Genomic DNA, 21,749 nt, shown 5'->3' with positions numbered 1-21,749 from the left:
GATCACGGACCATGAACTTCGCGTTCTCCTTCCACCTCCGCTAACCGCCGTCGGCGAAGCGAGGAACGACCCGTCGCCGACGAGGCGGGGCGGCGCAGCGCCGTCCCGAGGCTGACGTGGGAGAAGAACGATCACTATGCGCGTTCGCGCGATCTCTTTCACCGCACCGCGTTCCGGCTCCGTCACCGTCTCGTCGACGGCGCCGACCCTGGTCGCGCGGTGTGTTCACGGGCTGGAGCCGACCCTCGCCGCGGAGATCCTCCAGCTCGGAGCAGGCATGATCACTTATCTGGGGCACCGCGAGATCCACTTCCGCACCCGCCGCCCGCGGACGCGGGCCGTCGCGCTGCGCACACCCGACGACGTGTTCCTGCTGGCCGCCCGGTGCGCCGACATCGGCGTCGCCAAGCAGGGCGTCTCTACGCTCTCGCGGCTCGCGGACCTGGCCGACCTCGACTCGCTCGCGCGGGCGCGACGGCGGCAGGGAGGGCCCGGCACGATCACCGGCATCGAAGTGTCGGCGTCGTTTCTGGGCAGGCGGAACTTCAACCGCTACGACGTCGAGGACGCGGTGGGGCGGGCCCTCGCGCGGCGGCTGGGGGTCGGATACCACTCGCGCCGTACCGGAACCGCTCCCCCGGCGGGCTACGCGGGATGGCGGGTCACCCTCGACGGCGCGCACGCCACTCTCATGCTGCGGATCGCCGATAGGCCGCTCCATCGGCGCGACTACAGGCGGCGGACGGTCCCCGGAAGCCTGCATCCGCCGCTGGCCGCCGCCATGGTCCGGATGGCCGACATCCGTCCCGGTCACACGGTCGTCGACCCCTGCTGCGGCGCCGGAACCCTGCTCATCGAGGCCACCGCGCAGCAGCCGCAGGCTCGCCTGTACGGCTTCGACCTGGAGGTGACCGCCCTGCGCGCATCCCACGGCAACGCGACCCGGTTACCTGTCGCCTTCCCCGCCGACACGGAACGCCGGCTGACACCGGCCGGCGACATCGATCCGGCCCGCTACAACACCGCGGACACAAGATGGCGATCCATGCTGGACAGCGACGTCGGCCCGGGCCTCTTCACCTGGCCTGAAGTGGAAGGGCTACCGACGCCGGACAGTGGCGGCGCTCCAGCCGTCTTCAGCCAGGCCGATGCCGGGAGCTCGCCGACGCCGGACAGCAGTATCAACCGAGTCGTCTTCGCCCGGGCCGACGCGGGACGTCTGCCGATGCCGGACGGCAGCGCCGATCGGATCCTCAGCAATCCGCCCTGGGGTGGGCAGGTCGCCGGCAGTGGGCTGCTCTCCTCGTCCACCTCGCTCTGGTGGGCGGAGCTGCGCCGCGTCCTCGCACCCGGCGCGACGGCAGTGGTTCTGCTTCCCGACCTCGACGACCTGCCGATCGGGGTCCGCCACCAGCTCGTCCCCACGCACCTTCAGCGCGTCCGGGTCTCGGGTGCGGAGTCGTACCTCGTCCGATTGGTCGCGCCGCGAACGCGGAGGGGACGGAAAGCCTCACCGAGGAACGAGCGCACGCCCCTGTGAGGAACGAGCGGCGCCCGGAGACACCAAGCCGCGCTCCGGGCGCCCCTCGGCGCCTGCCGCAGCGCGGTGACGATCTCCTCCGCGATGCCCATGCCGACGCCGAGATCCACCCGCTCGCTCGCCTTGTTGTGCATCAGTTCGATGCCGTGCGGACACCCACCGCCCGGGCGGCCGCTACGGGCTCGACGGCGAATCGGCAGGCGGCAGGCGGCAGGCGGCAGGCGGACGACGAAACGCGCCCCACTCCACGCCGACTCCCCCACTTCGACGGTCCCGCCGTGCGCCTCGGCGGTGTCACGCACGATCGCGAGGCCGGAGCATCGAGGCGTGAACCGCGTCAACGGCCCGTGTCGGCCACTTCTCGCAGGATCTCGTTGATCGCGCTCCCCGAAAGGCTCGGCTTCGGCAGGAACGCGATGGCGGGGCTGGCCGCGATCATCTCCGCGAAGTCCGTCTCGTCGTAGGTCGAGATCAGGATGATGTTCGGGGGATCCCCGCCGGCCGCGTCCACAAGCCGCAGGGTCAGGTCGAATCCGTTCTCCTCGCCGAGATCGATGTCGACCAGCACGAAGTCCGGCCGGAGCTCGCCGAACCGGCGAAGCGCCTCGGCGGTCGTGGACACGGCGCCGAGTACGGCGATGCCGTCCGCTTCGAGCAGTTGACGAGCGGCCTCCTTGAAGTGATCGCTGTCGTCCACGATCAGGCAACTGAGGGGCACACATCCAGGATCCCAGCCCATCGCCCACGCGTCATTGCAGCTAGCAGGAATGTCGGGACTGCCGTAGAAATGCCCGCACGTTGGAGGCTGCCAGCACAGACGGCGGGCGTTCGCGGCGTGATCGTAGATGGCGCAACCAGGTCACCGGACCGGTCTCGAGGAGCTTGCGGACCCTGAACCTGAGAACACGGCCCAGTACTCCCGAAGCCACGGCGAGGGGCAAAGTAACTGATCGGTAGATATCAACTTCAGTGCGTAACCGTCACGGGTGGTGCATACCTGCCGGTAGGGAGCACCTGCCCCCTGATCATGATCTCCGTTCGTCGGGGATCATGATCAAGGAAAGGGCGCGCGGGTGCGGACTGAGTGGGAGCCGGACGAGCTGATCGATGCCTGGACGCTGGTGGAGGGCGACTGGGACCTGGTGGGCAACAAGAGCGGCGCGACCCGGCTGGGGTTCGCGCTGCTGCTGAAGTTCTACGAGATCGAGGGCCGCTTCCCCGCCTACCCCGAACAGGTCCCGTCGGCCGCGGTCGACTACGTCGCCTCGCTGGTGAAGGTAGAGCCGACCTTGTTCGCCAAGTACTCCTGGCGGGACCGGGCGATCAAGTACCACCGGGCGCAGATCCGCGAGGCCTTCGGTACCCGGCCGGCCAGCGAGGACGATGAGGAGCGGTGGGCGCGCTGGCTGGCCGCCGAGGTGTGCCCGGTGGAGACCGACTCCGGCCGCCTGGCCGCTGCGCTGCTGCAGCGCTGCCGGAGCGAGAAGATCGAGCCGCCCAGCGATGGCCAGGTCGACCGGGTGGTCGCCTCGGCGCGACGGCAGTTCGAGGACGCGTTCGCCGCGCAGATCACGCGCCGGCTCGGGCCGCTGGTGTGCGGCCGACTGGAGGAGCTGCTGGCCCAGCCGGGCCTGCTGGCGCAGTTGAAGGCCGATCCGGGCCCGCTGGGGCTGGAGACGCTGCTGGCCGAGATCGGCAAGTTGACCACAGTGCGCGCGCTGGGCCTGGGTGAGGAGGTCTTCACCGATGTCTCCGGTCGCATCGTGACGGCCTGGCGGGCGCGGGCGACCCGGATGTTCCCCTCCGACTTTCTCGCCTGCGACGCCCCCGTGCGCTACGCCCTGCTGACCGCGTTGTGCCGGACGCGCCAGGCCGAGCTGGTCGACGCGCTGGTGGAGTTGCTGATCGGGTTGATCCACCGGATCGGCGCGGCGGGCGGAGAAGCGGGTAGAAAAGGAGCTGATCGGCCAGCTGACGTCGGTGCCGGGCAAGCGTGGGATCTTCACCCGGATGGTGAACGCCGCGCTGGAGCGCCCCGACGACACCGTCCGGGCTGTGGTCTTCCCCGTGGTGCCCGGCGGGGAGAAGACGCTGCGGGAGCTGGCCCGGGAGTTGATAGCCACCGAGAAGGTCATCGCCGAGCGGGTGCGCTACCAGCTGCGCGGCTCGTATTCGCACCATTACCGGCGGATGCTGGCGCCGCTGCTGGGCGCGCTGGTCTTCAAGTGCAACAACACCGCCTACCGGCCGGTGATGGACGCCATCGAGTTGCTGGCCCGCTACACCGATGCCCCTGGTGACGAGCGGCTGTACCCGGCCGAGGAGAGCGTGCCGGTCGAGGGCGTGGTGCCCAAGGCCTGGACCGGGGCGATCACCGATGCTGACAGCGGCCGGATCGAGCGCATCCCGTACGAGTTGTGCGTGCTGATCGCGCTGCGCGAGGCGTTGCGCCGCCGGGAGGTCTACGTCGAGGGCGCGGGCCGCTGGCGCAACCCGGACGAGGACCTGCCCGGCGACTTCGACGACAACCGCGACGTGCACTACGCCGCCCTGGCCAAGCCCGTGGATCCGGCCACGTTCATCGCCGATCTGAAGACCAGGATGGCGGCCGCGCTGGACCGCCTGGATGCCGCCCTGACCCAGGGCACGGCAGGCGGGGTGCGCATCGTCACCCGCGGCGGCCAGCCGTGGATCAGTGTGCCCAAGCCGGTCAAGCAGGCCGAGCCGACGAACCTTTCCGCGCTCAAGGCCGAGGTCCAGCGCCGCTGGGGCACCATCGATCTGCTCGACATCCTCAAGGACGCCGCGTTCCTGACCCGGTTCACCGATGAGTTCTCCTCGGTGGCCAGCCGCGAGGTGCTGGACAAGGCGACCGTGCAGCGGCGGCTGCTTTTGTGCCTGTTCGCGCTGGGCACCAACATGGGCATCCGGCAGATGGCCGCCACCGGCGAGCACGGCGAGGACGAGGCCGCCCTGCGCCGTATCCGCGCGACCTACATCACCCGCGACAACCTGCGCGCGGCGATCGCGTGCGTGGTCAACGAGACCCTGGCTATGCGGGATACGGCCTGGTGGGGCGAGGTGACGGCCACCGCCTCGGACTCCAAGCGGTTCGGCTCGTGGGAGTCGAACCTGATGACGGAGTTCCACGCCCGCTACGGCGGCTACGGTGTGATGATCTACTGGCACGTCGAGCGGGGCCGCGCCTGCATCTACTCCCAGCTGAAAAGCTGCTCCTCTTCGGAGGTCGCGGCGATGATCGAGGGCCTGCTGCGGCACTGCACCGACGCGAACGTGCAGGCCAACTACACCGACACCCATGGGGCCTCCACCGTCGGGTTCGCCTTCACCGAGCTGCTGGGCTTTCGGCTGCTGCCGCGGCTGAAGACCATCGGCTCGATCCGGCTGTATGCGCCCGAGGCCGGCCCGGACCGGTGGCCGCGCCTGGAGCGCATTGTCAAGCAGCGGCCCATCGACTGGGACCTCATCAGCCGCCACTACGACCAGATGATCAAATACGCGACCGCGCTGCGACTCGGTACCGCCGAGGCCGAGCAGGTGCTGCGCCGTTTCACCAAAGGTGGCCCCAAGCAGCCGGCCTACCGGGCCATGGAGGAGCTCGGCCGGGTGGTGCGCACCATCTTCGCCTGCGACTATCTGGCCAGCGAGGACCTGCGCCGCGAGATCAACAGCGGTCTGCAGGTGGTCGAGAACTGGAACGGCGCCAATGACAAGATCTTCTACGGCAAGGAAGGCGTGCTCACCGGCGCCGACCGTGAGCATGCCGAGGTCTCCATGCTGGCGCTGCACCTGCTGCAGTCCTGCCTGGTCTACGTCAACACGCGGGCGCCTCGTCGTAGGCGCCCGCGCGAAGATGCGGCTCTTCCAGCGCCACCTGTCCCCGCCGGGATGGGCGGTCAGGCCCCCGTGGCCGGTCCCGGTGACGAACTGGGACAGGTAGACGCCGTCCTTGCCGGCCTGTCGAGGATTGCCAGCTCGCCCACCAGGCGGTCGGGATGGAAGTTGAGCGTCACACGCAGGCCGGGATCGACCAGGCCGTGACGTGGCTGAGGGCACGTGCGTGTGCCGTACCCAGCATGTCTGTCGTCATCATGACCCGTCGGACGCGTGCAGGATGAAGGCCAGCACATCGGCGAGCAGTGCCTGCTCCTGGTCTCTGGTCGAGCCGGCGCCATGCCAGCCGTGCTCCTCGACGCGCAGCAGCACCGGCCGGCCGGAGGCTGTGCCCGCCTGCAGGCGGGCAGCCAGCTTCGCCGGCTGCCACGGCGGCACCCGCGCGTCGCGCAGGCCGGTGGTCAGCAGCACCGCCGGGTACGGCACGCCGTCCCGGACCCGCAGGTAGGCGTCGATAATTAACAGGTCGCGCAGGCCCTCCTCAGTGGTGACACTGCCGAACTCGGGCACGTTGATCGGCCCGCTCTCGCTGAACTCGTTGCGCGTGGCGTTCACCGTCGGCACGTGCATCGCCATGGCCGCCCACAGATCGGGGCGGCGCACCAGCGCGCCGCCGGTGGGGATGCCGCCGCTGCTGGCGCCCTCGGCAGCCAGCCGCCCCGGGCGGGTGTAGCCGAGGGCGATGAGATGCTCGGCGCAGTCGATGAAGTCCGTGATGGTGGCCTCCTTGCGCTCGCCGCGCCCGGCCTCGTGCCACTCACGGCCGTAGGCGCCGCCGCCGCGCAGGTGCGCGACGGCGTAGACGCCGCCACGCTCGTACCAGGCGAGCATCTCGGGACGGAACTCCGGCAGGTCGATGAACCCGTGGGAGCCGTAGCCGGTGAGCATGGCCGGGTTGTCGCCGTCCAGCTCCAGGTCCTTGTGGTGGATGACCGTGAGCGGGATCGGCGTCCCGTCCCTCGCGGGCACGTGCAGAGTACGGACGTGCACGTCGCCGAAGTCCACCGGTGAGCGGGGCGCCAGCTCGGTGTCCTGGAGGGACTGGCCGTCGTAGCGGTAGAGCCGCGGCGCGTCGGTCCAGCCGGCCACCAGCAGCAGGGCTTCGGGCCGCGTCGGGTGGGTGGTCCACTCCAGGATGGCGCCGTCCACCGGCATCGGGAGGTCGGCGGGCTCGCCGCCGGACAGGGGTACGTGCCGTACCCGGCTGACGCCGCCGTCGAGATCGCGCACCAGCAGCCGGTCGCCCACCACCCGCACCGACTCCACCGCCCGCTCACCCGCGGGCACGACCACCCGGGCTCGGGACAGATCTGGTGCGGCAAGCGGAACGGCCAGCACGCGGGAGCGCGGCGCGTCCCGGTAGGAGACCAGGTAGAGGGTGTCGTGGCTGGTGGCGAAGGTGGTCACGCCGTCGACCACGCCCGCGACCTTCCGCCACGGGCAGGTGGCCGGGTCGGCCAGCCCGGCGCGCGGCGCCACGTATATCGTGCAGTCGCTCAGCTGCTCACTGGTCCAGGGCCAGGGGCTGAGCGCGCCGTGGGAGATGATCGCCAGCATCCACTCGCCGTGTGGCGGCACCACCAGGAAAGGCCGGTCGCGCGGGGTCAGCTCGATGTGAGGGTTGAGGCCGCGGGCCAGCACCACCGTGTCCTGCGCCGGGTCGGCACCCAGCTGATGCAGGAAGGAGCGGCTGTCCAAGCGGTGCTGCTCTGCGTAGCGGTGATAGACGAACGACCGGCTGTCCTCCAGCCAGCTCAGGAAGGCGAAACGCGTCGTGGGCGGGATCGTGTCCAGGAGGGCGCCGGAGTCGGCGTCGATTACGTGGATGGAGCTGTTCTCCGACCCGGAGTCGGAGACGGCGCAGGCGACGTGGCGGCCGTCGGGGGAGGGCACGTACCAGTCGATGGCGTGGTGCCCGTCGCCGGGCACCGTGGCGGGGTCGAACAGGAGCCTGCTCGCTCCGTCGGCCTCGGTCACCGTCAGCACCGGCACGCGGGCGTCCGGCTCGCGTACCAGGGCGAAGACCTTGTCGGCTGTCATCGCGAGGCCGAAGTACTGCGTGAGCGCGCTGCCCAGTTCGCGGATCCGGGTCAGCAGGCCGGCGCGGTGCGGCAGGGCGTCCAGGTGCTCGCGGGCGTGCCTGGCCTGGCCGTCCAGCCAGTGGTGGAACTCCTCGCCTTCGGTTTCCATCCACCGGTAGGGGTCTTCGAGTGTGATGCCGTGGAGGGTCTCGCGCACGACGTCCACCCGGGCGATCGGGGATTCGGTGATGTCGCTCATATGCGCATGATCATATGCTTGAGATCCAGTGACTTATCGGACATTGGATCACGCGTCCCTCCGCCGGGCTCGCCTGACGGCCATGCCGAGTAAGCAACAGTCACGGCCTCTGACCAGCCCTATTAACCCTTTCTGGCGTACTTGGTCTGCCCCCCTTCCAGTGCCGCCGGTCGGCTGGCTCGCAGCTCGCGCAGGTCCGGGATGTGGTTGTAGAGCGTGCCGGGGCTCACGCCGAGCAGACGCGCGATCGCAGTGATCGAGTGCTCGGGATTGGGCAACAGGTCCCGGGCCGCGCGCAACAGCTCGGGCGTGACCACGGTGGGCCGGCCGCCGATGCGACCGCGGGCCCGGGCGGCGGCCAGACCCTCGCGGGTGCCGGCGACGATGAGCTCGCGGATGAACTCGGCCAGCGCGGCGAAGACGTGGAAGACCAGGCGCCCTCCGGGGGTGGTGGTGTCGAGGTTCTCGTGCAGCGAGGTGAAACCGATCTCGCGCTTGCGCAGTTCACCCACCATGGCGATCAGATCGGTCAGCGAGCGGCCGTAGCGATCCAGCGACGGCACCACGAGCGTGTCCCCGGCGGCCAGGAAGGCGTGGCAGGCGGCCAGCTCGGGCCGCTCAGCGGTTCTGCCGGACTTCTTGTCGGCGAAGATACGTCGGCAGCTGGCCGCGGTGAGCGCATCGAGCTGGCGTTCCAGCTTCTGCCCGCCGGTGGAGACGCGGTGTTTTCTGAAGGCGAAGGGCTGAAGGGGGTAGCCGAAATCCCTAAGTTACTGGTGAGTTACTTTGCCCCTCGCCGTAGCTTCGGGAGCACTGGGCCAACACGGAACGGTGACGAAGTCAGGAGCCTGATCGACGAGCGGAGGGACGTGGAGATCCGTCCGCGGACGCTCCCGATCATGGTGCTGCCTGTCTCGTGGCGTTCCACCCCGAACAGGGCTGGGGTCTGCTCTGCGACGGCGTCGTGCTGTTGGACGACCCAGGCGAACCGCTGCCCGACGGACGCGGCAAGGCCCTCACCCATTTCAAGACCATCGACAGCGTGTCAGGGCACCTAGCAGAGCGCCAGGGCCGTATGGATCAGATGGAGGTGGGTGAACGCCTGAGGGAAGTTGCCCAGATGGCGCGCCTGGACGGGGTCGTACTCCTCGGCAAGCAGGCCCACGTCGTTGGTGAGGGCCAGCAGCCGCTCGAACAGGTCCGTGGCCTCGTCCTTGCGGCCGACGAGGTAGAGCGCTTCGGCCAGCCAGAAGCTGCAGGCGAGGAAGGCGCCTTCGGTTCCGGGCAGGCCGTCGATGTCGTTGCTCTCGGAGATCGGATAGCGCAGCACGAAGCAGTCGGTCATCAGCTCGCGTTCGATCGCGTCGATCGTGCCGATGACCCGGGGGTCCTCAGGGGCCAGGAAGCCGACGATCGGGATGAGGAGCAGCGCCGCGTCGAGTTCGCGAGAGCCGTACGACTGGGTGAACGTGCCGCGCTCGGTGTCGAAGCCCTTGTCGCAGACCTCGGCGTGGATCCGGTCCCGCGTGGCCCGCCAGCGCTTGAGGGGCCCGGTGTGGCCGAGCTCTTCGATCGCCCGTACCTGCCGGTCGGCCGCCACCCACGCCATGACCTTGGAATGGACGAAGTGCCGCCGCGGGCCGCGGATCTCCCACAAGCCCGCGTCAGGCTGGGCCCAGTTGCGCTCCAGGAAGTCCATCAGCCTGCAAACGGTGGACCAGGCGTAGTCGTGGGGCGGCATCCCCAGCTTACGGGCCCGGTAGAAGCAGCTGAGCACCTCGCCGTAAACGTCGAGCTGAAGCTGGCTGGCCGCGCCGTTGCCGATCCGCACCGGCCGGGAGCCTTCGTAGCCGGGAAGCCAGTCGAGCGTCTGCTCTGGCAGGCGCCTTTCGCCTGCCACGCCGTACATGATCTGGAGGTCCTCCGGGCGGCCCGCGATGGCGCGGAGCAGCCAGTCGAGCCAGGTGCCCGCCTCGGTGATGTATCCGGATTCGGTCAGGGCGTCGAGTGTCATCGCGGCGTCGCGCAGCCAGCAATATCTGTAGTCCCAGTTACGCACCCCGCCGAGATGCTCGGGAAGCGACGTGGTGGGAGCCGCCACGATGCCGCCGGTCGGGCTGTAGGTGAGCGCCTTGAGTGTGATGAGGGAGCGGATCATGGCGGCGCGGCAGCGGCCCGGAACCCAGCAGCGGGAGACCCACTCCTCCCAGAACAGGCTGGTCTTGGTGAGTTGCTCGCTGGGATCGATGCCGCAGGGTTCCGGCTCATGCGAGGGGTGCCACGTGAACACGAACGACCGGCGTTGCTCTGCGGCGATCGTAAAGGTGCCGGTGTGCCGGTCGCCGCTGCCCTTCAGGTGGAGGGGAGCGTCGATCCAGACCGAGTCGGGCCCGCCGATGGCGTGGAGGCGGACGCCGAAGCGGCGGGTCCAAGGGACGATCCTGCCGTAGTCGAACCGGATGCTGATCTCTGTGGTCATGTCCACCGTCCCAGACACGCCGTCCACGATCCGGACCAGGGTGGGGTTGGCGTGCCGGGGAGGCATGAAGTCGATGACCTTGACGGTCCCTGTGGAGGTCTCCCATACGGTCTCGAGGATCAGCGTGTCTTTGGCGTACGCGCGTCGCGTGGCCATCTCGTGCTTGGCGGGGGCCAGCCGCCAGAATCCGTTGGACTCGTCGCCGAGGAGCTTGGCGAAGCATGTGGGGGAGTCGAACCGGGGAAGGCAGAGCCAGTCGATCGATCCGTCGCGGCCGACGAGGGCGGCTGACTGCGTGTCCCCGATGAGGGCGTAGTCCTCGATCCGCATGTGGACCACGCTACTCGCCGGGCGGCGCGTCATCGCTCGGGCGTGTGACCGTAGGCGCCAGAAGGCTGAGCAACTCCGCTCGGAGACGGCGAGCGCGGCCGACAGCTTCGCCGGCCGTCCCGCGGCGGGCGGTGAGGGGTCGGTGTGGACCCCGCGAATACGGCACCTCGGCCAAGGGGCGGCCCCGCCTGGCGCGGGTCCTGGCGATGGCCTCCCTCGTCGGCTCGGTCGGGATCATCGTGCTCGCCGCCGCACTCCCCTCGACCTGACTCCCCCACGCCCGCCACATCCGCCGCTGACCGGATAGTCCAGCACCATCACAGGGGCGCTCCGCAGCAAGCGATCCCCACTCCGATTGCCGGACGTAGGCGGCTGGGGTGCAGGGCAGGTGACCAGCAGGCCGGCCTCGGGAGGAAGTCGCCGGAGCTGATCCGCCCGCTCCGGTGGGCCTTTGCGGAGCTCCTCCCCTGGCCGACGCAGCCGGGGCAGCTGTGGGGAAGGCGGCCGGCGACCGCTCGTGCGACGTCCCTCGCACGCCGTTCACGGATGGCGGATCGGCGGTGTTCCTTACCGGCCCCGTCCGTGCCGGTCAGCGGCGGCACTCGCACGGCGCCGTACGCGAGGGCGGCGCCGTACATGAGCACGATGTCGTACGGGCACTACGACGCCGTACGCGACCACGATGCCGTATGCGCGTACGACGTCGTACGCGAGTGCCGGATCACTCGACGCGCAGCCCCTCCGGGCGCATGAGTCGGAGCTGGACCGGAAGGCTCGCCACGGTCACCAGCCCGACCACCCCCACTCCGGCGGCCACCGGCACGAACAGGTGCGCAAGGCTGACATGGATCGGGAAGTCCAGCATCGCCAGCAGGGCCACTCCGAGTGCGGTGCCGGCCAGCATGGCGGGGATGAGCGCGAGCGCGACCGGCACCGCCATCTGCCAGAGCGTCGCCCGGGTCAGCGTGCCGCGCTTCGCGCCGAAGGCGGTCAGCGCGGCCAGCAGGGCGCGCCGCTCCCTGAGCTGGTCCAGGGTCGTCGCGAGCATGCTCGTCCCGATCAGCAGCAGGACCGCGACCGTGCCCGCGAAGATCCCGCTCAGGATCCCCTTGAACCTGTTGTTGTACTCGACCTCCTCGATGCCGTCCACGGACATCAAGGGGCTGACCCGCGCCGCTGTGTTCCGTACGAACTCTCCGGTGTCCGGATCGGACTGGTCGAAGTCGATTGACAGCAGCAGATGCAAGGGCGCGGCCGCGAGCCGGCCCGCGGCGCCGGGCGTCACGAGGATCATCCGGGTCCACATGGATCCGGACGGCAGCGCCCTGCCCTCCACCCGCTTGGCGGTTGCCGGGATCGTCCAGTCGGCGTCCATGACGGTCATCCGCTGTCCGGCGCGTGGCATGTCGGAGTCGCCCACGAGGAAGATGTCTCCGGAGCCGCACCGGGTGATCTGCGCCATCTCCCGCAGGTCGGCGCAGGAACCCACCACGACCGAGGCGTACTCTTCGGTGCCCTTGTCGAGCGCGTCGGTGTACGCGACGGTCGTGACGGTGCGCACACCCCGCGTCTCGGCGAACCGCCGGGCGATCTCTCTGGCGTCGGCGTACGTCGTTCCCTGATCGAGCGAGGCGGTCACCTGGGCCCGGCTGAGATCCGCGCCGGTCGCGGAGGTGAACGTCGTCTCCATCCCGGCGACGAACGTCTGCAGGGCGATGGCCCCGGCGGCGGCCACCGCGACCCCGCTGACCAGCCGGGCGGCGGAGGCGCTGTCCATCTGGATCCGGCGGACCGCGATCTGCCACGACACGCCGCCTCCGGCGCCGAGCCGCCGCACGACCGCCTCCACCAGCCACGGCAGCAGCGTCGCCACCCCGGCGAGCAGGAGGACCGCGCCGCCGCCCACCTGGACGCGGGCGAGTTGTCCGTCGGTGTCCACCACACCGACGAGCATCGGGGCGAGGAGAGCCAGGCCGGCGGCGGGTGGCAGCAGCCGCCACCACAGCCGCCGGCGGCCCTGTCCGGCGCGGCGGACCACGCCCAGGGGTTCGACGGCGACCTTGCGCAGCACGCTCAGGGCGACCCCGACGGCCAGCGCCGGGACCGCGACGACGATCAAGGCCGTCAGGGGGAGGCTCGGCCGTACGTCCGCCGGGAACACGCTGATGTCCCAGAGCGTGAACTGCCCGACCAGCTGCCGGCCGGCGAGGAAGATCACGGCGCCGACGCCGAGCCCCAGCAGGCCGCCCGCCAGCGCCTCTCCCGCCGCGAACCGCCGGGTCATCGGCAGGTCGGCGCCCATCAGCCGCAGCGCGGCGAGCCTGCGGTCGCGCGACTCACCGCCGAAACGCACCGCGGCCGCCATGAAGATCGCCACCGGTGCCAGCAAGGCCACGAAGGCGACCACGGCCAACAGGATGAGCCGCGAGTCCGTCCCGGGACTCGGATGGGGATCTCCGAAGGCGGCCTGCCGCCACACAGCACCCCTCGTGCCCTCCAACTGGTCGGTGCCGGCGTAGAACGCGTACTCCCCGGGCCCGGACAGGCCCGTGTCGGCGATGCGACCGACGACGCGATAGTCCAGCCTGGCCCGCAGCAGTGTGCTATCCGGGTCGGCCAGCAGGTCGGCCAGCGCGGGCGACACCACCATCTCGCCCGCCTTGGGCAGCGCCGACACACCGGGAGGGGCGGGCGCCGCGGAGCCCTCGGCCTGCAGAAGGCGCCCTCGGATCCTGACGCCGCGGAACTCGGTGTCGGCCCTCCCGACCAGCAGGGTGCGGTCGGACCGCGCCGCGTCCTGGGGGGTGTCCACGCGGGCGCTGACCCGCGTGTCCCTCGCCTGCAGCAGGTTCGGCACGGACGCGGCCAGCAGCAGGAAGGCGACGCCGAGGCCGACCGCCGTCGCGGTCAGCGCCACCCGGGTCCACCCGGTGACGCCGCCCCGGGAGGCGAGCCGTACGCCGAAGGCGAGCTGGCGCAGCCAACGCGCGCTCATCGGGCCGACCCCGCGCTCGTCCGGATCCTGCCGTCGCGCACGACGACCTCGCGATGGGAGTAGGCGGCGACGGCAGGCTCGTGGGTCACCAGCACGACGGCGGTCCTCGACTGCTCGGCGCACTCGGTGAGCAGCCGCATCACCATCTCGCCGTTGAGCGTGTCGAGCGCGCCGGTCGGCTCGTCGGCGAAGACCACGCTGGGCTCGGTGACCAGCGCCCGCGCGATCGCGACCCGCTGTCCCTGTCCGCCGGACGCCTGGCCGGGGCGCTTCCCGGCGACGCCCGCGACGTCGAGCCGCTCCAGCCAGTACGCGGCCCGCCGCTCGGCCTCCTTGCGCCGGACGCCCTCCATCCGCAGCGGCAGCGCCACGTTCTCCAGGCAGGTCAGCTCGGGGACGAGCTGGCCGAACTGGAAGACGAACCCGAACTCGCCGCGGCGCAGCGCGCTGCGCTCGGCGTCGGACGCGGCGGTCAGGTCCCGGCCGCGGTAGCGCAGCTCTCCGGAGTCGGGGCGGACGATCCCGGCCAGGCAGTGCATCAGCGTCGACTTGCCCGACCCCGACGGGCCCATCACCGCCAGGATCTCGCCGGCCCGCACGTCCAGGCTCACTCCGTCGAGGGCACGGGTCGTGCCGTACGTCTTGGACAGGTCGCGGGCGGTGAGCAGCGGAGCGTCGGCGGTCACGACCGGACCTCCTCGGCGAGCCGGTCCAGGCGGGCGCTGGTCAGCTCGAGCCAGCGCAGGTCCGCCTCCAGGTGGAAGATGGCGTGGTCGCAGATGAGCGCGTCCGCCAGATCGCCGCGTGTCTTGCGCCGGGTCAGGGTCCGCATCAGGTCAAGGTGGGCCGCGCGCTGGACGTCGAGGACCGCCGCCGCGTCCCGGCCGGTCAGCAGCGCGAGCACCACCTTGGTGTAAAGGGTGCTGTGCAGGTAGAGCTCGGGGCTTTCCGGCCGGGACAGCCACCCCTCCACGTCCGTGACGCCGGCGGCCGTGACGGCGTACCGCTTGCGCTCCGGACCGCCGCCGTGCTCGACCGCGTCGACCTCGACCAGACCGTTCTTCAGCAGGCGCGCGAGGGTGGCGTAGACCTGCCCGTAGTGCAGCGGGCGGTCCTGGCCGAACTGCGCGTCGAACTCCTGCTTGAGGTCGTATCCGTGCCGGGGGCCCCGCTCGAGTAGCGCCAGCAACGTGTGGGAAAGTGACATGACCGTGACTATACACTCTCTCTATACACACTATGCATAGAGAGAGTGCGGTCTCCCGCCGCAGGTCACGGGGCCCGGGCCACTCAGACCCGTTTGCCGATGGCCTGCCGGATGACGTCACGGGCGCGGTCCATCATCGCCACCGGCGTGCCGATGAGAAGGTTCTTGGTCACCGACTCGGTGCCCGGATGGGGGTGGGTGGGCCCGATCGCCTCGGCGGCCTTGACCGCCGCCGCGAGGACCCGCCGCTCGGCCAGGGTGGTGTGCGCCCGGAAGCGCGGGAACTCGTAGCGTTCCTCGCTGCGCGCGTGCGCGGTCACCGCACCGCGCAGCAGGGCGAGCTTCTCCATGAAGTCGGGGCTGTCGGGCCCGGCCTTGTCCATCTCCATGAGGAGCCGCTTGGCCTGGTTCTCCTCCGCCAGCCGGTCCTCCACGACTCCCGCGCCGCCGTCGAGCTTGCGCCGCGCGTACGGATGGACCACCTCCTCCTCGGCGGTCTCATGCACGGCCAGCATCCGCACCAGGCGGGTGAACGCCTCACCTCGCTTGTCCGGCGGGGCCTGCTCCACCTCGTCGAACATGTCCCTGATCACGGCGTGCTGGGCCAGCAGCAGATCGATGACGTCGGTCTCGTCCATCAACTCGGGAGCGGTCCGCTTCTGCGTCATAGTGCCTCCTTCCGGGCAGGTCCGGTCTTCCCCGGCGCGGGACGGGCCACTCCGGGGCTTGCCAAGCGCAGAACGTTCATGGGCGCGTTGCGGGGAATCCCTGGAGAGCTTCACGGGTACGCCCGGCATCGCGGTCGCCGACGACTCCCCGCACGTGTGTACGCGGGGCGGCCCCCGAGCGGGACGCGTTGGACATCGGGATCCGGTGCGCGTGACAGCGCCGGTCAGCTCGGACGAGCCGAGGCAAAGGAGCCGAGGGTAGATGACGTTCAACCCATTGCGCGAGCGGGGCATCCCGCTCGACCAGCAGGTGCGTAACTGGAGCGAGCTCGACGTCATGCCGATCGACCCGGATCACGCCGATCCGTACACGCGCTGCCGGGTCATCACGATGAACGGCATCGAGACCGAGGCGATCTTCTTCAGCCACCACATGGCCCGGCACTGCCCCGACCTGGAGACCAAGCAGCAGCTCGCGCGGGTGCGCTACATCGAGGCGCAGCAGCAGAAGGCGGTCAACTGGCTGCTGCCCGGCGTGGCCTCGGTGCTGGAGACCACCATCGCGTACGAGCAGGTCGCGGTGGACCTGACGGCCTGGGTGGCCAGGATGGAGCCCGACAGCTACCTGAAGCAGGCCTACCAGTTCGGCGTGCTGGAGGACTTCGACCACCTCTACCGGTACGCCAACCTGTTCGAGATGATCGAGCACCGCAAGGCGGAGACGATCGTCGACCGGCTGACCGAGGTGATGCCGGGCCGCCCGACCTACCTGCAGCACCGCGACCCGATGGACAACGTGCGTGAGCCGTACAACAGGGCCGCGGCGGCGCCGCTGTCCAAGCTGCACGCGCTGACGATCATGTCGGCCGAGCAGCAGACGATGAACTTCTACATGAACACCGGCCCGATGTACATGGAGCCGATCGCCCGGCAGCTCTACCAGGAGATCGGCCTGGTCGAGGAGGAGCACGTCACCCACTACGAGTCGCTGATGGATCCCGGCGAGACCTGGTGGGAGCGGCTGCTGCTCCACGAGTACAACGAGTGCTACCTCTACCACTCGTTCATGGAGACCGAGTCGGACCGGAGGGTGAAGGCGATCTGGGAGCTGCACCTCAACATGGAGCTGGAGCACCTGCGCCTGGCGGCGGAGCTGTTCAAGAAGCACGACGACCGCGACCCGGAGCAGGTGGTGGGCGACCGGTTGCCCGCGCCGGTGACGTTCGAGCCGAACAAGGAGTACATCCGCGAGATCCTGTCCACCCAGATCGACTACACCACCCTGGGCACCGGGTACGTGCAGGAGGCGCACGAGCGCTTCCAGCGGATGCAGGAGAAGATCCTGGGCGGCGAGCGCTCCCCGTCGGAGGTCGTCATCGACGACAACCGGCACAAGTCCGGCGAGGAGTACCGGCTGGAGATCGAGGGCCCGCACCCCATGCCCAGCCTGCGGGTCCACCGCTGACGCGCTCGCGGCGACGCCGCCCCGAGCGGTGAACGACGGGGCTGCGGAAAGGCGGGGCGTAAAGACGGACGGGGGCGGCTCCGTCCCGCGGCCGGATTCACCGGCCGGGGAGGAGCCGCCCCCGCGTCGTGCTCAGGCCAGGGCGGGCTCGGCCGAGCCGCCCGCCTTCCGGGCGGGCGCGTCGTCGAGGGGCTGCGGCGGGGCCGTGAAAACGGCCTCGTCGAGCCGGTTCTCCGACCGGCCGACCAGGACGGGGACGACCATCTGGCCCGCGACGTTGGTGGCGGTGCGGATCATGTCGAGGATCGGGTCGATGGCCAGCAGCAGGCCGACGCCCTCCAGGGGCAGGCCGAGCGTGCTCAGGGTGAGGGTCAGCATCACGATGGCGCCGGTCAGGCCGGCGGTCGCGGCGGAGCCGACCACGGAGACGAACGCGATCAGCAGGTAGTCGCCGACGCCGAGCGGGACGCCGAACACCTGCGCCACGAAGATCGCGGCGAGCGCGGGGTAGATCGCGGCGCAGCCGTCCATCTTGGTGGTGGCACCGAACGGCACTGCGAAGGAGGCGTAGTCGCGGTCCACGCCGAGCCGCTCGGTGGTGACGCGCTGGGTCAGCGGCATGGTGCCGACGGACGAGCGGGAGACGAAGCCCAGCTCGATCGCGGGCCAGGCGTTGCGGTAGAACGTGAGCGGGCTGACCTTGCCCACGAAGGCGAGCAGCACCGGGTAGATCACCAGCAGCACGATGAGGCAGCCGGCGTAGACGCCGCCGCTGAACTTCGCCAGCGGGGCCAGCAGGTCCCAGCCGTAGGTGGCGACGGACTTCCCGATCAGGCCGGCGGTGCCGATCGGGGCCAGGCGGATGACCCACCACAGGGCCTTCTGCACCAGCTCCAGGACCGAACGGCTGAAGTTCAGGAACGGCTCGGCCTTCTCGCCGACCGCCATGGCCGCCGCGCCGAGGACCACACCGATGAAGACGATCTGCAGGACCTTGAGCTCGGTGAACGCGGTGACGATGTTGGTCGGGACGATGCCGGTCAGGAAGTCGATCCAGGTGCCCGCGCCTTCGAGGTCGACGGCCTTGGCGCCCTCGGTCGCGATGGTCACGCCCTTGCCGGGGTTGATCGTCAGGCCGAGGCCGATACCGGCCGCCACGGAGATCAACGAAGTGATCATGAACCAGAGAAGCGTCTTGCCGGCGAGCCTGGCGGCTCCGTTGACGTTGCGGAGGTTGGCCACGCTGACGACGACCGCGGTGAACACCAGCGGCGGCACGGCGAGCTTGAGGAGCTGGACGAAGATCTTGCCGACCTCGGTCAGAGTGTCGGTCAGCCAACCGACCTCCGCGGAGCGTGCGACGAGTCCGAGGACGACGCCGACGACGAGGCCCAGCAACAACTGCAGGGAGAACGAGAACTTCTTCACGAACAAGACTCCGGGAAGAGGGCGCGCCGGAACAAAGACGGCACGCGGGTGAGGTGGGGGAAAGAGGGGAAGCGCGGGAAACGCGGGGAAAGGCCGAGCGCGGGCGTCAGCGACAGAGATCGCCGTCGACGCGGCACAGATCGACGTGCAACCGCTCGACGAGCCACACGACGACCACCGAGAACCTCACGAGCCGCTGCAACATGCCGCACATAGGTCTTATTCCAGTCTCATCTGTGATGTACCTCACAAGGCGCAGATTTTCGGACGTGACACCCCCTCCGCACCTCGAAAAGAGTCGTCGCGGCAGGCTGGGACCATGAGCGACGACGTGACTTCCTTCGACCGATGGCGCGCGACGGCGGGCGAGCCCGCCTTCAGCGAATGGCTGCGCTCCTCCTGCGAGCCGGACTGGACCGCGGTGGTGACCCACCCGTTCGCCGAGGCGATCACGCGCGGCGAGGCCGACATGCGGCACTACCTGGCGCAGGACTTCCAGTTCGTGGACGCATTCACCGCGCTGCTCGGAGCCGCCGTGGCGAGCGCCGACTCGTTCGAGGCCCGGGTGCCCATCGGCCGGTTCCTCGGCCTGACCGTGGCCGACACCGAGCGCGGCTACTTCCATCGCGCACTGGCCGCGCTCGGCGTGGACCTCGCCGCGCCGACGCCGGAGCCGGTGACGGAGGACTTCCGCGCCCTCATGGACGAGGCGCGCTCCAGCGCGGATTACCCGCTGATCATCGCGGTGCTCTGCGTCGCCGAGTGGACCTATCTCGGCTGGGCGAGCCGGGCCGCCGCCCCGCTTCCGGAGAGCTTCGTCCACCGCGAGTGGATCGAGCTGCACGAAGGTCCGGAGTTCCGCGCCTGGGTGGGGTTCCTCCGGGGCGAGCTGGACCGTCTGGGCCCCGGCCTGCCGGAGGCGGAGCAGCGGCGGGTCCTCGACGTCTTCCGCCGCGCCACCCACCTGGAGCGGCGCTTCTTCGACATGGCCGCGCGGGCGTCCGGCCAGTCCCGTCCGTAGTCGTACGCGGCACGAGTAGCCCGGGCCTGCGCGCGGCCGGCCCGGTGTTCGCGTCGCCCCTGGTCCCGTCGCTGCCTTGCACATACCCTGCCCACCTATGGTATTAACTCGTACAGCATTGTTCGAGTTAATGAGGATGCCATGGCGCACAGCTCTCCCGCCTCCCCGCCCTCTCACGTCGGCCGTCCCGAGCCGCCCGACCCCCGACGCTGGCGGGCACTGGCGCTGCTCGGCGTCGCCCAGCTCATGCTCATCCTCGATGTCACCGTGGTGAACGTCGCCCTGCCCGATATCGGCGCCGACCTCGGCCTGGGCCGGGCCACCCTCACCTGGGTCGTCACCGCGTACACACTGTTCTTCGGCGGGCTGATGCTGCTCGGCGGCCGGCTGGCCGACGTGCTCGGCGCCCGCCGCCTGATGCTCGCCGGTCTCGGGATCTTCGTCCTCGCCTCGCTGGCGTCCGGCCTCGCGAACGGCGCCGCCATGCTCGTCGCCGGACGCGTCGGCCAGGGCCTCGGCGCCGCGCTGCTGTCCCCGGCCGCGCTGGCCACCGTCACCACCACCTTCCACGGCGCCGAACGCACCAAGGCGCTCGGCGTGTGGGCCGCCCTCGGCGGGGCGGGCTCGGCCATCGGCGTGCTCCTCGGTGGGGCGCTGACCGCGGGGCCCGGCTGGCGCTGGATCTTCTTCATCAACGTCCCGGTCGGCCTGGCAGTGCTCGTCACGCTGCCCCTCGTCGTCCGGGTCGGCGCGGCCCATACCGGCCCGCGGCGCGTCGACCTCCCCGGAGCGCTGCTCGTCACCGCCGCCACCGCGTCGTTGATCTACGGCCTGGTCAACGCCGGCGACGCGGGCTGGGGCGACACGGTCACGCTCACGGCCGTGGCGGCCGCGGCCGTCCTGTACGCGGTGTTCGGCGTCGTGGAGCGGGCGGTGCGCACCCCGCTCATGCGGGTGCGGCTGCTCACCCGGCGACCGGTCCTGTCCGGGGCGTTCCTGATGCTGGTGGCCACCGGGATGCTGATCGGGCTCTTCTTCCTCGGCTCCTTCTACCTTCAGCGCCACCAGGGCTACAGCGCGCTGCTCACCGGTCTGCTGTTCCTGCCGGTGGCCGTCGGCACGGGGCTCGGCGCCCACCTGGGCAGCCACCTGGTGGACCGCCTGGGCGGACGGCTCCCCGCGGCGATCGGCCTGACCCTGGCCGCGGCCGGCACCGGCCTGGTCGCCCTGCTCGCCGTCACCCCGACCCTCATGGTGACGGGACTGACCGTCGCCTCGATCGGGCTCGGAGCGGTCTTCGTCTCGGGGACCACCACCGCGCTCGCGCCGGCCGCCCCCGAGGAGTCGGGGCTCGCCTCCGGCGTCGTCAACACCTTCCACGAGCTCGGCGGCGCGGTCGGCGTCGCCGTGGTCTCCAGCCTCGCGGCGCCCAGCCTGACCGGCCCTGTCCTCACCGGGTTCACCACCGCGTTCACGTCCTGGGCGGTCGTCGGCGTGGTCGCCGCGCTCGTCGCCCTGGCCCTGCTGCCGCCGGGCCGCCTGCCCGCGTTCGACGGCCCCCGCGTCCACTGACGGCGACTCCCCGCGGGTCTCCTCCCCGGGCGCGTCCGCGTGGTCGATACGCTCGTTGCGTCCGGCACGCGGTTCCGCGGATCTCGCGGACGCGCCCGGCGCCGCCGCCGGCCCTCCGGCGGGTGACGCACCGTACCCGGCCGCGGGCACGCCGCCGTGCCCGCGGCTCCGACGCGAGCAGGAGACCAGGTCCATGACGCCTCCCCGGCAGCCCCGGCCCGCCCGGCGCGCCGACGCCGAGCGCAACATCGCGGCGATCGTCTCGGCGGCGCTCGACCTGCTCGCCAAGGATCCCGACGCGAGCACCGCCGACATCGCCAAGGCCGCCGGGGTGGGACGGGTCACCCTCTACGGGCACTTCCCCACCCGGGAGGCGCTCGTGGAAGCGGTGCTCGACCGCGCGGTCGCTCTCGCGGACGCCGCCCTCGACGACCCGGCGTACGAGGGGCTGCCCGCGCAGGAGGCGATGAGCCGGCTCATCGCCTCAGCCTGGGAGGTCCTCGACGGGAACCGCCGGCTGCTGACCGCCGCCGACCGCGTCCTGCCCGCCGAGCGCATCCGCCACTACCACGACGGCGCGCTCGCCCGCGTCGAGCGGCTCATCCGCCGCGGCCGGGACGAGGGGGTCTTCCGTACCGACCTGCCGCTGAGCTGGCTGGTCACACACTTCTACGCCACACTGCACAGCGCGGCCCAGGAGGTGGAGGCGGGGCGGCTCGACCACGCCGACGCGGCCCGCGTGCTCGACGCGACCCTGCGCTCCGTACTCGCGGCGGGCCGCTAGCCGTCTTCGGGCGGCCGTCCAGCCCGGCACGCCAAACATCGGCCGGTCTTGGACCGGGGTTTACC

The 21,749-nt window shown here is 70.7% G+C and carries 14 protein-coding genes and 3 pseudogenes; 8 read left to right on the top strand and 9 right to left on the bottom strand.

The genetic code is table 11. The annotated features are described in order from the left end of the window. Positions 1–136 precede the first annotated feature (136 nt). A complete protein-coding gene (locus AWQ68_RS15300) occupies positions 137–1,540 on the top strand; it encodes an RNA methyltransferase (protein ID WP_066940841.1) in 1,404 nt (467 codons plus the stop codon). A 337-nt stretch (positions 1,541–1,877) separates the two neighbouring features. Here AWQ68_RS15300 and AWQ68_RS15295 read toward each other — a convergent pair whose 3' ends face one another. Beyond that, the gene (locus AWQ68_RS15295) at positions 1,878–2,258 is read right to left on the bottom strand and encodes a response regulator (RefSeq protein WP_218006878.1); all 381 of its coding nucleotides are present in this window, start codon (positions 2,256–2,258) and stop codon (positions 1,878–1,880) included. A gap of 355 nt (positions 2,259–2,613) precedes the next feature. Between AWQ68_RS15295 and AWQ68_RS44940 the strand changes: the two are divergent. Both AWQ68_RS44940 and AWQ68_RS15290 read left to right on the top strand, forming a co-directional pair. Continuing rightward, a pseudogene (locus AWQ68_RS44940) lies at positions 2,614–3,015 on the top strand (DUF4158 domain-containing protein); the annotation flags it as partial. A 505-nt stretch (positions 3,016–3,520) separates the two neighbouring features. Continuing rightward, a complete protein-coding gene (locus tag AWQ68_RS15290; RefSeq protein WP_308418064.1) occupies positions 3,521–5,602 on the top strand; it encodes a Tn3 family transposase in 2,082 nt (693 codons plus the stop codon). A 48-nt stretch (positions 5,603–5,650) separates the two neighbouring features. Here AWQ68_RS15290 and AWQ68_RS15285 read toward each other — a convergent pair whose 3' ends face one another. Further along, on the bottom strand, positions 5,651–7,735 hold the full coding sequence (locus AWQ68_RS15285) for a prolyl oligopeptidase family serine peptidase (RefSeq protein WP_066940837.1): 2,085 nt from the start codon (positions 7,733–7,735) through the stop codon (positions 5,651–5,653). 122 nt (positions 7,736–7,857) lie between these two features. Further along, positions 7,858–8,445, bottom strand: a pseudogene (locus tag AWQ68_RS15280) (recombinase family protein); the annotation flags it as partial. A gap of 167 nt (positions 8,446–8,612) precedes the next feature. On the opposite strand from AWQ68_RS15280, the pseudogene AWQ68_RS44930 reads away from it, so the two are divergent. After that, positions 8,613–8,738 (top strand): annotated as a pseudogene (locus tag AWQ68_RS44930) (DUF5999 family protein); the annotation flags it as partial. Positions 8,739–8,789: 51 nt separating this feature from the next. Here the strand turns inward: AWQ68_RS44930 and AWQ68_RS15270 are convergent. The 5 genes from AWQ68_RS15270 to AWQ68_RS15245 all read right to left on the bottom strand — a co-directional run bounded on the left by AWQ68_RS15270 (position 8,790) and on the right by AWQ68_RS15245 (position 15,414). Next, complete coding sequence (locus AWQ68_RS15270) at positions 8,790–10,544, bottom strand: glycoside hydrolase family 15 protein (protein WP_066940925.1); 1,755 nt, start codon at positions 10,542–10,544, stop codon at positions 8,790–8,792. A gap of 721 nt (positions 10,545–11,265) precedes the next feature. After that, the gene (locus AWQ68_RS15260) at positions 11,266–13,539 is read right to left on the bottom strand and encodes an FtsX-like permease family protein (RefSeq protein WP_066940831.1); all 2,274 of its coding nucleotides are present in this window, start codon (positions 13,537–13,539) and stop codon (positions 11,266–11,268) included. Then, the gene (locus AWQ68_RS15255; RefSeq protein ID WP_066940829.1) at positions 13,536–14,225 is read right to left on the bottom strand and encodes an ABC transporter ATP-binding protein; all 690 of its coding nucleotides are present in this window, start codon (positions 14,223–14,225) and stop codon (positions 13,536–13,538) included. Before AWQ68_RS15255 ends, AWQ68_RS15260 begins: the two co-directional genes overlap by 4 nt. Next, complete coding sequence (locus AWQ68_RS15250) at positions 14,222–14,746, bottom strand: PadR family transcriptional regulator (RefSeq protein ID WP_066940828.1); 525 nt, start codon at positions 14,744–14,746, stop codon at positions 14,222–14,224. Before AWQ68_RS15250 ends, AWQ68_RS15255 begins: the two co-directional genes overlap by 4 nt. An 83-nt stretch (positions 14,747–14,829) precedes the next feature. Then, a complete protein-coding gene (locus tag AWQ68_RS15245) occupies positions 14,830–15,414 on the bottom strand; it encodes a hemerythrin domain-containing protein (protein ID WP_066940826.1) in 585 nt (194 codons plus the stop codon). Between the two features lie 262 nt (positions 15,415–15,676). Between AWQ68_RS15245 and AWQ68_RS15240 the strand changes: the two genes are divergently transcribed. Continuing rightward, a complete protein-coding gene (locus AWQ68_RS15240) occupies positions 15,677–16,879 on the top strand; it encodes an SAM domain-containing protein (RefSeq protein ID WP_066940824.1) in 1,203 nt (400 codons plus the stop codon). Between the two features lie 132 nt (positions 16,880–17,011). On the opposite strand, the gene AWQ68_RS15235 is transcribed toward AWQ68_RS15240, so the two are convergent. After that, positions 17,012–18,307, bottom strand: coding sequence for a dicarboxylate/amino acid:cation symporter (locus AWQ68_RS15235; protein WP_084464028.1), 1,296 nt, complete (start codon positions 18,305–18,307; stop codon positions 17,012–17,014). 319 nt (positions 18,308–18,626) lie between these two features. Between AWQ68_RS15235 and AWQ68_RS15230 the strand changes: the two genes are divergently transcribed. The 3 genes from AWQ68_RS15230 to AWQ68_RS15220 all read left to right on the top strand — a co-directional run bounded on the left by AWQ68_RS15230 (position 18,627) and on the right by AWQ68_RS15220 (position 21,684). Continuing rightward, positions 18,627–19,328, top strand: a complete 702-nt coding sequence (locus AWQ68_RS15230; protein ID WP_066940818.1) for a TenA family protein — start codon at positions 18,627–18,629, stop codon at positions 19,326–19,328. Between the two features lie 141 nt (positions 19,329–19,469). Next, the gene (locus AWQ68_RS15225; RefSeq protein ID WP_066940817.1) at positions 19,470–20,900 is read left to right on the top strand and encodes an MFS transporter; all 1,431 of its coding nucleotides are present in this window, start codon (positions 19,470–19,472) and stop codon (positions 20,898–20,900) included. A 193-nt stretch (positions 20,901–21,093) separates the two neighbouring features. Continuing rightward, on the top strand, positions 21,094–21,684 hold the full coding sequence (locus AWQ68_RS15220; protein WP_066940815.1) for a TetR/AcrR family transcriptional regulator: 591 nt from the start codon (positions 21,094–21,096) through the stop codon (positions 21,682–21,684). Positions 21,685–21,749 lie beyond the last annotated feature (65 nt).

Source organism: Microtetraspora fusca (assembly GCF_001570365.1).
Classification (GTDB): domain Bacteria; phylum Actinomycetota; class Actinomycetes; order Streptosporangiales; family Streptosporangiaceae; genus Microtetraspora; species Microtetraspora fusca.
The sequence above is the reverse complement of the archived record's forward strand: the minus strand, read 5'-3'. Positions and strand labels throughout refer to the sequence as shown.

Coding starts and splice junctions, on each gene's coding strand:
- AWQ68_RS15240 (WP_066940824.1), top strand. CDS start 15,677: ATGACGTTCAACCCATTGCGCGAGCGGGGCATCCCGCTCGACCAGCAG.
- AWQ68_RS15225 (WP_066940817.1), top strand. CDS start 19,470: ATGGCGCACAGCTCTCCCGCCTCCCCGCCCTCTCACGTCGGCCGTCCC.
- AWQ68_RS15220 (WP_066940815.1), top strand. CDS start 21,094: ATGACGCCTCCCCGGCAGCCCCGGCCCGCCCGGCGCGCCGACGCCGAG.
- AWQ68_RS15270 (WP_066940925.1), bottom strand. CDS start 10,544: ATGCGGATCGAGGACTACGCCCTCATCGGGGACACGCAGTCAGCCGCC.
- AWQ68_RS15245 (WP_066940826.1), bottom strand. CDS start 15,414: ATGACGCAGAAGCGGACCGCTCCCGAGTTGATGGACGAGACCGACGTC.
- AWQ68_RS15250 (WP_066940828.1), bottom strand. CDS start 14,746: ATGTCACTTTCCCACACGTTGCTGGCGCTACTCGAGCGGGGCCCCCGG.
- AWQ68_RS15260 (WP_066940831.1), bottom strand. CDS start 13,539: ATGAGCGCGCGTTGGCTGCGCCAGCTCGCCTTCGGCGTACGGCTCGCC.
- AWQ68_RS15285 (WP_066940837.1), bottom strand. CDS start 7,735: ATGAGCGACATCACCGAATCCCCGATCGCCCGGGTGGACGTCGTGCGC.
- AWQ68_RS15300 (WP_066940841.1), top strand. CDS start 137: ATGCGCGTTCGCGCGATCTCTTTCACCGCACCGCGTTCCGGCTCCGTC.
- AWQ68_RS15230 (WP_066940818.1), top strand. CDS start 18,627: ATGAGCGACGACGTGACTTCCTTCGACCGATGGCGCGCGACGGCGGGC.